At 49.9% G+C, this 10,103-nt stretch carries 6 protein-coding genes; 3 read left to right on the top strand and 3 right to left on the bottom strand.

Translation table 11 applies throughout. The annotated features are described in order from the left end of the window. Together ABWO75_RS07865 and ABWO75_RS07860 are read left to right on the top strand one after the other, a co-directional pair. Positions 1–2,078: SusC/RagA family TonB-linked outer membrane protein (locus tag ABWO75_RS07865; RefSeq protein WP_353184291.1), on the top strand; the 2,078-nt coding region annotated here is incomplete at its 5' end. 103 nt (positions 2,079–2,181) lie between these two features. Continuing rightward, positions 2,182–3,807 (top strand): SusD/RagB family nutrient-binding outer membrane lipoprotein, encoded by a 1,626-nt coding sequence (locus tag ABWO75_RS07860; protein WP_353184289.1) that lies wholly within the window; start codon positions 2,182–2,184, stop codon positions 3,805–3,807. 120 nt (positions 3,808–3,927) lie between these two features. Here the strand turns inward: ABWO75_RS07860 and ABWO75_RS07855 are convergent, their stop codons facing one another. Beyond that, positions 3,928–4,905 (bottom strand): glycosyl hydrolase family 18 protein, encoded by a 978-nt coding sequence (locus ABWO75_RS07855; protein ID WP_353184287.1) that lies wholly within the window; start codon positions 4,903–4,905, stop codon positions 3,928–3,930. Positions 4,906–5,123: 218 nt separating this feature from the next. On the opposite strand from ABWO75_RS07855, the gene ABWO75_RS07850 reads away from it, so the two are divergent. After that, positions 5,124–7,868 carry an outer membrane beta-barrel protein gene (locus ABWO75_RS07850; RefSeq protein ID WP_353184285.1) on the top strand — a complete coding sequence of 915 codons (2,745 nt, stop codon included), beginning with the start codon at positions 5,124–5,126 and terminating at the stop codon, positions 7,866–7,868. A gap of 91 nt (positions 7,869–7,959) precedes the next feature. Here ABWO75_RS07850 and ABWO75_RS07845 read toward each other — a convergent pair whose 3' ends face one another. Together ABWO75_RS07845 and ABWO75_RS07840 are read right to left on the bottom strand one after the other, a co-directional pair. Continuing rightward, the gene (locus ABWO75_RS07845) at positions 7,960–8,640 is read right to left on the bottom strand and encodes a response regulator transcription factor (RefSeq protein ID WP_353184283.1); all 681 of its coding nucleotides are present in this window, start codon (positions 8,638–8,640) and stop codon (positions 7,960–7,962) included. Positions 8,641–8,650: 10 nt separating this feature from the next. Continuing rightward, positions 8,651–9,976, bottom strand: coding sequence for a sensor histidine kinase (locus ABWO75_RS07840; RefSeq protein ID WP_353184281.1), 1,326 nt, complete (start codon positions 9,974–9,976; stop codon positions 8,651–8,653). Between the last annotated feature and the right edge of the window lie 127 nt (positions 9,977–10,103).

Here is a 10,103-nt window from a genome sequence, read left to right as displayed (position 1 = left end):
TCTCGTACGGAAATACGACTAACAAAGGGATCCTCCCTACGAGTAAATTCGGACAACATTCCGCCACATTCCGTAACTCCACTAAATTTTTCGACGATCGGCTGTCATTTGATGGAAGCTTGATGTATTCCAATCAAAAAGTCCACAACCGGCCCTCTTCGGGGCTGTATTTCGGTCCGTTAACCGGCCTGTACATGTTCCCCCGTGGACTGGATTTCAATGAATTCCGGGATAATTTCGAATATTTCTCCGGAACCCGGAACCTGAATCTCCAGAACTGGTATAACATCCATTACGACAACGGCCTGTCGGGCAACCACAATACCCAGAACCCTTACTGGATTTTGAACCGGAACCCGAACGACCAGACCCGTAATAACATCATTGGTCAGGCACAGCTGAGCTTCAAGCTGACCGACTGGCTGACAGCAAGCGCCCGCGGAACCCTCAATCAACGCTGGGATACCTGGGAGCGCCGGTCCTATGCAGGAACACAGGGCGTTGTCGGTGGACAGCCGATCCCGGGTATTCTGAACGACAATGGTCGCTATCAGCGTAATACCGGTGAAAGCACCGCCATTTACGGAGACTTTCTCTTGACAGGTAACCGCCAGTGGAATGACTGGGAGCTGAGCTTTACTGCGGGAACGTCCATCAACGACGAGCGTTCCGAAAGCTGGAATATTGATGCACGGCGCCTTGTGGTAGCCAATAAATTCCTGCTGAGCAACATTTACCGCGATCAGCCATTGAACAACCTGACCGAAACCATTAACAGACGCCAGATCCAGTCCCTGTTCGCTTCGGCAAACCTGGGCTTCCAGGGGAAGGTATACATCGATGCAACCGCACGTAACGACTGGGCATCCACGCTGGCTTTCACCCCGGCATCGGATAAGGGATATTTCTACTGGTCTGCGGGTATTACCGGCGTACTGTCGGAAATCATGGACCTGCCTGATTTCATGACTTACAGCAAGGTGCGTTTCTCCTTTGCGGAAGTGGGTAATGACGTAGGTATTTATGCTACTTATCCGACTAACGGATTGGCTACCGGTATCCTGACCCCGAACATTTCTGGCCCGTACCTGGGAATCCCGCTGCGTCCGGAAATCCAGCAGAGCTACGAGTTGGGTTACGAGGGCCGTTTCTGGAACGACCGCATCAACCTGGATGTGGCATTGTACAAAACAAACACCAAAGACCAGTATTTCTCCTACCAGGGACCGGTCGGCGTAGTAAACACCACCGTGTTCCTGAATGCGGGTAATGTGGAGAACAAGGGACTTGAAGTGGCCCTGGGAGCCGACATCTTCCGCGGCGAGAAATTCACCTGGAACACCGGCGCCAACTTTACCATGAACCGCAACAAGATCGTGGCACTGGCTCCGAACCTGGGCGAACGCTATGACATCGGCGGCAATTACAATGTGCTGCGCGTCGGTGGTTCATTCGGTGATTTCTGGGCGGCTACCTTCCTGCGTGACGAAAACGGAACAATCATCGTCGATGAGAATGGAGCGCCTCAGAATGGCGGCGAAGGCTACATTGGCAACAACAACCCGCTGTCCCTGGTTGGATGGAACAACACATTCAGGTACGGTGACTTCTCACTCAGCATGACTATTGACGGCCGTTTCGGCGGACAGGTGATCAGCGTGACCGAAGGCTTCCTGAACTCCTTTGGTTACAGCCAGCGGAGTGCCGATGCCCGTGACGCCGGTGGTCTGGATATCCCGGCCGTATTGGCTGACGGAACTCCATGGCAGGGCCTGCTTCCGGTACGGGAATATTATCAGGGTGTAGGTAACCGCGAGGGTATCATCGAAGGTCAGGTTTACGACGCTACCAACATCCGTTTGCGTGAGGTTGCACTGAGCTACCGCCTGCCCATCACCTGGGAAGGCATCCAGCAGGCACGTCTGTCGCTTACCGGCCGGAACCTGTTCTTCTTCCGGAACGATGCGCCATACGATCCCGAGCTGAACACCACCACCGGTGTAGGTGGCCAGGGCCTTGACGCCTTTGGTCTGCCGACCACCCGGCAGTTTGGTTTAACATTGAATGTATCCTTCTAATTGCTTAAAAACATGAAACCCGCATGAGCTTCCATTCAACAAAGAACATGCATTCATGCGGGTTTCATCGACAATATAGAATAATAATCAAATGAAAAAATATATGAGAATCAAGGGATCCAAATGGTTCCCGACTGTGGCGGTAGCAGCACTCCTTATCGGTATTGCCGGCTGTACAAAAAATTTCGAAGAGCTGAACACCAATCCAGGTGGCGTGAGTGATGACGAAGCCAATGCGGATTATACCCTGATCCGGTCGTTCCTGGCCCAAGCCCAGCGGAACGTGATTTATGAAGGAACGGGTGATTACCAGCTGGCCAATAACCTGACTAGCGATGCCTATGCCGGCTACCTGGCGATTGAACAGGTTTTCGAGGGAAACTCAAACAACCTGACCTACCGGATTGTCCCGGTTTGGACTGACGCAATCTGGAACAATCATTACATTTTAAACATGAGTCCGCTGGAGCGTGTCCTGCAAAGCACCCGTGAAAACGCCGCGCTGCAGGATATCTTTGCGTTTTCCAAACTGCTTCGGGTAGCGTCTATGCATCGGGTAAGTGACAAGCTCGGCCCGATCATCTATACCAAGTACAACCAGCCCAATGAAACCGGCGGTGTGGAATACGATGCTGAACCCGATCTGTTCAATGCATATTTTGCGGATTTGGATACGGCGATGAATATTTTCAAGGGCCTGCAGGGCGAGGCAGTATCTACGGCCATGTCGCTTTCTGATATTGGCTTTACCAGTGACAATTACACGCACCTGCTGAAAGTGACCAACACTCTGCGGCTGCGGCTGGCGATGCGCCTGTCGAAGGTAGACCCCGAGCTCGCGCGCACCCAGGGAGAAAAAGCGCTGGATCCGGCAAACGGCGGGTTGCTTGAAAATGTAGCGGACAGCTGGACCGTGGCATTGAGCGCGGACCACCCGCTCAATGTGATCACCGATTCCTGGAGCGATACCCGTATGGCGGCCGAAATAGAGTCTTACTTGGTAGGATACAATGACCCCCGCCTACCCAAACTATTCCGTCCAGCTGTTGACCCAGTTGTTGCCGGACAGTACAAGGGCATCCGTGGCGGTATCCAGATCGATGAGAAAAGCCGTTATGACAATTATTCCAAAATGCAGCCCCTGGAGCAGCGCATGCAGCTGATGCCTGCGTCGGAAGCCTGGTTCCTGAAAGCCGAGGCTGCACTGCGCGGCTGGGCGAACGCAGGTGATGCAAAAACCAATTACGAAACCGGTATTGCCAAATCTTTCGAACAGCATGGCGTGAGCGGGGAGTTGGCGGATTACATCAATGATGGAACCAGTACCCCTGCGGAATATAAAGATCCCAAAGCCATTGAACCGGGAGAAAATGATGTCCTGACAGGCTCGCCTTACCTGAGTACGGTAACCATCAAATGGGACGAAGGTGCTTCCAATGACGAAAAACTGGAGCGCATCATCACCCAGAAATGGCTCGCCATATTCCCCGACGGCGATGAAGCATGGGCTGAACAGCGGCGTACCGGATATCCCATCCAGTTCCCTGTTATTCTCAATTACAGCAATGGTGAGGTCAATACAGAAATCGGCATCCGCCGGATGAAATACTCCCGCCGCGAGTACAACAGCAACAGTGCTGCCGTCAACGCTGCGGTTGAACAGTTATTGAATGGCCCTGACAACGGTGGTACCCGCCTGTGGTGGGATGTGGAAGACAAGAGCTTCTAATCCGAAAAGTAATAACATGCACGCGGAGGCTGTCCTGGGATCAGGACAGCCTCCGCTTTTAAAAGTGAATTAGGTTATAAGTTTTATCCCTTTTCCTTTATCATAATTCGAGACACCCTATTACCTTTCATATGCTTCCTCATTAATTGCACGAAGCAACGAATTTTTCCCGGGCGCATCCTGCAGCAACTGCCAGATCATCACGCCCGACGCCCTCGTTTTCGCCAACGCTGTTTTCCGTTTAATGGTGGGAATGCCATTGTAATAAAGTGTGGCACCGTCGGATAGTTTGTGTTCGTCCAGCAATTCCGACCCCGGAAACTGCGCCTGAATATCACGGAATATCATTGTTTTAGCGGGCGAATTGAGTTCCGGACCAAAGCCATATCCATAAAACCCAACACCAAGTACCATCTTTTCTTTGGGTATATGCCGTTCATTTAAAAAGTAATCCAGATCAGCAACGGCATGTTCATACGTGGAATGCGGTCCGGGCTTTTCCGGTGTCCACGGACCGGTATGATCGTAGCTCATCAGGTTCACAAAATCGTATTGTGCCAGTGCACGGTCGGTGAACTGATCCTTGTAAAAAACGGCAATTGCGGCGGTTACCAGCTTACCACGCGGCTTGAGTACACTCGCCAGTCCTACTACAAATTTTTCATAGTTCTCGTCGATATCACTGCCTTCGATATCCACGTCAATGCCATCCAGATTGTATTTCAGGGCAATCAGCAGCAGGTCGTTGATAAAGCGTGCGCGGGTGTCGTCACGCAGCAACGCGTGGTAATATTCATGCCTGCCGCCGCCGGCAATGGAAGCCAGTACTTTGACGCCTTTTGCGTGTGCTGCCCGGACAAAAGGCACCAGCGATGTGAGATCCTGTGTGAAATTCCCCAACGTGTCGGGGTTAAGGAACGACAAATTGATGTGTGTTACGCGGTCGAATGGTACGGTCTTCAGGTCGGCTGTCAGCGCGGAACGGAGGGGATAATAACCCACAATCCGGAAATCGGATTTCGAACGCGCCTGCTGTGCTGCAACGGTACCAGAAAGCAATACCCCTGCAAGCAGCGCTAAAAATAGTCGTTTTTTCATAATTGTCAGTTGATAAGGGCTATCTGTTTATTCAGGTGAAGATAATAAAATTTCGATTCAGGTGCTGTATTGACAGTCGATTACGCTTCTATTCCCTTCCTAACTTAACAACCTGTTAACATTTTTAACATTCCATTAAGCCCCCTTAACGTTTGCTTCGCCCTACCCTGTCAAAATTTTTACTTATTTTGTATTGATACTAAAACACTTCCGTTTACATGAAACACGTTACCTGTGCACTTTTTTTCTTTTTTTTCCTTAACCAGGTCTTTTCACAACAATATAGCATCAATGGTACCATTCATGATAATGTCGAAGACCATGCATTTCCCAATGTCACCGTTTTATTGCTGAATGAACCGGATTCCCTGCTAATGCAGGAAACCATCACCAGCGCCGATGGCAGTTTCTATTTCGAAGATATCCCGTCGGGTAATTATTTGCTTCGCGTACAGTATCTGGGATATGAGCCCATGGATCAGGCCGTTGCACTGACCCAAAATACGGACGTTGGCATACTGTATTTAATGGAATCCGCTACTGCACTTGACGAGGTGACCATCAATATCCGCCCTCCCATGGGCGAGCAAAAGGGTGACACCATGCAATTCAATGCCGGTGCGTTCCAGACAATGAAAGATGCCAGTGCACAGAACCTGATTGAAAAAATGCCAGGTATCGGTTCAGCCGACGGCAACCTGCAAGCCCAGGGTGAGCAAATTGTACAGATTCTGGTGGATGGCAAACCATTTTTTGGTACCGACGTAAAAGCTGCCCTGCAGAACTTACCCGCCGAGGTAATCCAAAGCATCCAGATTTACGACAAACTCAGTGACAAAGCGGAACTCAGTGGGTTCGATGACGGCGAGCGGGAAAAAACCATCAATATCATTACCAAGCCCAACAGTCGAAAGGGCCTGTTCGGAAAGACGACCGTGGGTTATGGCAATGACGACCGCTACATGGCCGGTGCCAGTGTCAATGCATTCAATGAAGACCGGCGGATCACGGTTACCGGGTTAAGCAATAACATCAACGCTACCGATTATTCAGCAGACCCCAACAGCCGGAGCGAAAGCCGCCCGCAGAATGGCATCATTAATACCAACCGTATCGGGGTTAATTTCAGTGACGATTGGGGTAAAAAGGTTGAAATCAATGCCAGCTACCTATTCAACCACCGGAAAAACTTCGGTGAAGAATCGCTTGTCCGTGATTACATTCTTCCCGATGCCGACGGACAGGTCTATTCTGAGTCGAGTAATAACACCCGCCGGAACATGGATCACCGGTTCAACATGCGTTTTGAATATAACATCGACAGCAACAACCGGATCCTGATCCGACCGAATATCTCAGCAGAATCGGACCGGGAGAACTCCTATTTTACCGGCAATACGGTAACCGCCAGCGGACCGCTTAACCAGACCGAAAACCGGCTTTTTGCCAACAAAACGGAATTTGACATCAACAACAGGCTCTTTTACAGCCGCAAGTTCCGTAAAAAGGGACGAAGCCTAACCGTGGGACTCCACACGGGCAATTACCGGAATGAGGACGACGAGGACCGCGAGGCCGAGAACATTTACTATAACGAAACCGATCGGACGGAAATCCTCAATCAGAATAACCTGCGCAGCCATCGGGGATTTTCCTGGGAAGCCAATGCCTCTTATACCGAACCGGTCGGAAAACACAGCATGATGGAGTTTGAATATGAAATCGGCAATGATAAGGACGATTCCGATAAACGCACTTACAACATTGACGACGCGGGGGAAATGGCAGGCATCAGGCGCCTTGATACTGCACTGAGCAACGTCTTTAACAGCAGGTACCTGTCACAGGAAGCGGAAATCGGTTACCAGTACGCGCGGGAACGGTTCCGGATGCAGGCCGAGGCCGAGTTTCAGCACGCCAGGCTTAAGAATGACCAGGAATTTCCCAGTCCGTTTGTGCTGGAGCGCACTTTCAAAAGCATCCTGCCTTCCGTGCGGATCGACTACAAGTTCAGCGACACCAAAAACCTGGAATTTGACTATGATACGCGCACCAATGCCCCATCTGTGGAAGACCTGCAGGGGGTAATTGACAACTCCAACCCGTTGCAGCTCGAAACCGGAAACCCCAACCTGCTACAATCGTACAGCAATCGGTTCCGACTGCGTTACCGCAGCTATAATCCGAAAACCGAACGCAGTTTTTTTGGTATGGTGATGTCGTCCCTTACCGACAATAATGTGGTAACCAGCACGCTTATCGCCGAAACACCTATTGAGATCGCCGATGGCATTGTCCTGGAGCGTGGCTCACAGCTTTCACGGCCGGTCAACCTCGACGGGTACTGGGACCTACGGTCCTATTTCAACTGGGGTAAACCGCTGCACGTTATTTCCGCTAATTTCAATGTCCACGGTGGTATCAGTTATACGCACAGCCCGGGGATGATTAATGAGGAAGTCAACTTCGTCAACACCACGCGATACAGCGGCGGTCTGTCGCTGAGCAGCAACATCAGCGATCGTATCGATTTTAACCTGTGGACCCGGTCTGCTTATAACACCGTGGAGAATTCACTGCGGCCGGCACTCAGCAACAATTACTTTAACCAGACTACCCGCCTCAATTATAACTGGATCATGTGGCAGAATCTTGTGTATCGGCTGGACATCAACCACCAGTTTAACACCGGCCTGTCTGAAGGGTACGACAACAGCATATTCCTCGTGAACATGGCCCTGGGCAAAAAAATCCTAAAAAACGAGCGGGGTGAAATCAGTGTTAATGTTTACGACCTTTTTGCGCAGAATAATAACATCCGGAGGGACATCACCGAAACTTATATCGAAGATTCCCGCTCCAATGTGCTGCAACGGTATCTGATGCTTTCGTTCACCTACAACATCCGGCATTTCTCGCGTGGCACCACCATGAAGGACTACGAGGAACTGTATAATAATTAACGATCAACTCACCACCGTCATGCCGTTACATTGATTCCCCTCTCGGGGATTCACAGCAACGAAAATAGAAGGCCAAAAGCCTGCCGCTATTTCAATCTTCCAGAATATAGCCTTTGCCGTGCACATTGGTAAGTGATATCTTCACATCCAATGCGAGGTATTTACGCAATTTTGCCATATGCACGTCCATGCTGCGGCGGTTGAAATAATCGACTTTTCCCCACAGTTCCAACAAGACTACCTTACGGTCGAGTAACTGGTTTTTCTTTTCACAGAGCATACGCAATAGTTCTGCCTCCTTCTCGGTAAGCACTACGCTGTCCGTTTCCGAGAGTAACCTGCGGCTGTTCAGGTCGAACTGCAACGTGCCGATGGTATATGTGGTGATCCGTTGCGGTGACGGATGCGCGCGACGCAGGATAGCCCGGATCCGCGCAATCAGTTCCTCTTCATCCACCGGTTTCACAATGTAATCGTCCGCACCTTTCTGGAAGCCCTGCAATTTATCAATCTTCATGGTCCGGGCCGTTAGAAACACCATGGGCATGTCCGGATTTATTTTCTTGATTTCTTCCGCAAGGGTGAACCCGTCCATTTCCGGCATCATCACATCCAGGATGCAAATGTCGAACGACTGGCTGAGAAACGCTGTTTTCCCTTTTACCCCATCCGGCTCCAGGGTTACGCGGAAATGATGCATCTCCAAGTAAGTTCTCAATGCGTAACCCAGCGTCTGGTTATCTTCTACCAACAATATTCTCGGTGCATTCATTGTCTTGGTATTATTGGTGATGGAGCGGCAGCGTGATCATAAATATACTGCCTGCCCCCGGCCTACTTTCCAGCGTTATTTTCCCATTGTGCAGATCCGCTACCGACTTCACATAACTGAGTCCCAGTCCAAAACCCTTTGTCTGATGCAGGTTTCCATGGCTTACGCGGTAAAATTTTTCAAACACCGCATTCAGTTCATTATTTCCAATACCCATTCCCCTGTCGCTGATCTTCAGTACCAACGTGTCATCCACATTAACTGTCGATATCCGAACATCAAGCTGCTTGTCCGAATACTTGATCGCATTATCCAGCAGGTTATCGAGGATATTGCCGATATGCATGGTGTCGCCCATGATGATCGTGCGCTTCGCCTGCAAATCGTAACTGATGCGCCCGCCTTTCTCCTCAACAAGCACTTGGTACATAGCCGATTTCTGTCGGATAGCCGCATGTACATCGAGCGCGCGAAGATCCAGCTTGGGGGTTTCACTTTCCAGCACGGTTAGCTCCAGCACCTTGTCTACCTTATTTTTAAGCTGGTTATTTTCCTTTTCGAGCAGCTTTAGGTGATAACTCAGCTCATCGTTGCTGAACTGTCCCATTTTTTCATTGATGATTTTAAAGATCACCGATGAAGCAAAAATCGGTGTTTTCAGCTCATGGGTCAGGTTATTAATGAAATCGTTTTTAAGCTGCGCCAGCTGTTTCTGGCGTTTCAGCAGCAGCAGGGTACTGAAAAAACTGCCCACCAGAATCAGTAGAAAAAAGGCAATGATAATCAGGATGGAATAGACCTGAAAAATGACAAACAGAAACTTATTGTGAAACAATAGCCCAAAACGGAACATGCCTTTGCCCAACGCCTCCTTGATCCGCCAGCCGGCACGTGCCGAGTATCGCTGGTAATCGGGCTGGTGAGGGAACAACTGTGAGCTGATCACAATGGTGTCTTCATAACGCTGGTAAAACCCCACATCATAGTCGAGGTACGACATGTTATTGGCCAGCAACAGGCTGTCGGTAAATTTTTTCACTTCGCTGATCACACTGTCGGCAACCTCTCTGCGTTCCACCGTGTCCGGTATGGCATTCGCCATCAGCCGGATCAGCTGTCCGCTCAATAGGGAGTCGTCTTCGATGTAATTGTGCATATCGTGCAGCACTTCATCAATCTCTTTATCAAACGCACGTTGCTGGAGATCAATTTCCAACGAAACAAGACTAAACTGCACGAAAAGCAACCCAATCAAAGATACCGAGATCAGCAAGGTGATGATATAGGTGTGATCCCGGAGAAAATCAATCCATTTGTTTATCCATCGGTTGATCATAGCAAGAAAACAGACAGACGATAATACGCATTAAAATCGGATTCCATTCCGGAATTAACATTTCGCTAACACATTTAACATTCGCTTAGCGCTCGTTGAAATGTATCAGCGAAACGTTATCAGACGC

Origin of the sequence: Parapedobacter lycopersici (genome assembly GCF_040395035.1) — a bacterium.
Lineage (GTDB): Bacteria > Bacteroidota > Bacteroidia > Sphingobacteriales > Sphingobacteriaceae > Parapedobacter > Parapedobacter lycopersici_A.
Note: the sequence above shows the minus strand (reverse complement) of the source record. Positions and strands in the feature narration are given on the sequence as shown.

Bases quoted from the DNA above. Each gene is read 5' to 3' on its own strand.
- ABWO75_RS07860 (WP_353184289.1), top strand. From the start codon at position 2,182: ATGAGAATCAAGGGATCCAAATGGTTCCCGACTGTGGCGGTAGCAGCA.
- ABWO75_RS07855 (WP_353184287.1), bottom strand. From the start codon at position 4,905: ATGAAAAAACGACTATTTTTAGCGCTGCTTGCAGGGGTATTGCTTTCT.
- ABWO75_RS07845 (WP_353184283.1), bottom strand. From the start codon at position 8,640: ATGAATGCACCGAGAATATTGTTGGTAGAAGATAACCAGACGCTGGGT.
- ABWO75_RS07840 (WP_353184281.1), bottom strand. From the start codon at position 9,976: ATGATCAACCGATGGATAAACAAATGGATTGATTTTCTCCGGGATCAC.
- ABWO75_RS07850 (WP_353184285.1), top strand. From the start codon at position 5,124: ATGAAACACGTTACCTGTGCACTTTTTTTCTTTTTTTTCCTTAACCAG.